A 371-nucleotide genomic window follows, 5' to 3' on the forward strand; every position below is an offset into this window, starting at 1 on the left:
CCGCTAATGCTCTCTTCGCAAGGCCCGTTGACCCCTGCCTCTCGCGATGCCACAGTACTATCCCGAAAATAACAACGTTCAGGATAAACGTCCTGAAAATGGGGATAATGATGGAGAAACGCTTACCAGGGCTGGATCTCGACGCCCTGCGCAGCTTTGTGACCGGCATGGAGTGCGGCAGTTTCGCCCAGGCAGCGCTGCGCCTGTCGCGTTCCACCTCCGCGGTCAGCGCCCAGCTTAAAAAGCTGGAGAGTCAGTGCGGTGCGGCGCTGGTGACCAAACAGGGGCGCCATCTGGTGCTCACCGCGGAAGGCGAAAAGCTGATGAGCTACGCCAGACGCCTGCTGGCGCTCAATGATGAAACCCTGCAG

General features: G+C 59.6%; 1 protein-coding gene. It reads left to right on the forward strand.

Features of this window, described 5'->3' with window-relative positions:
* Window positions 1-98 precede the first annotated feature (98 nt).
* Window positions 99-371, forward strand: a 273-nt coding sequence (locus tag IM317_RS23760) for a LysR family transcriptional regulator (RefSeq protein ID WP_193362556.1), incomplete at its 3' end; no start/stop codon positions are given.

This window comes from Enterobacter cloacae complex sp. S3, from assembly GCF_014930495.1.
GTDB lineage: Bacteria > Pseudomonadota > Gammaproteobacteria > Enterobacterales > Enterobacteriaceae > Enterobacter > Enterobacter asburiae_B.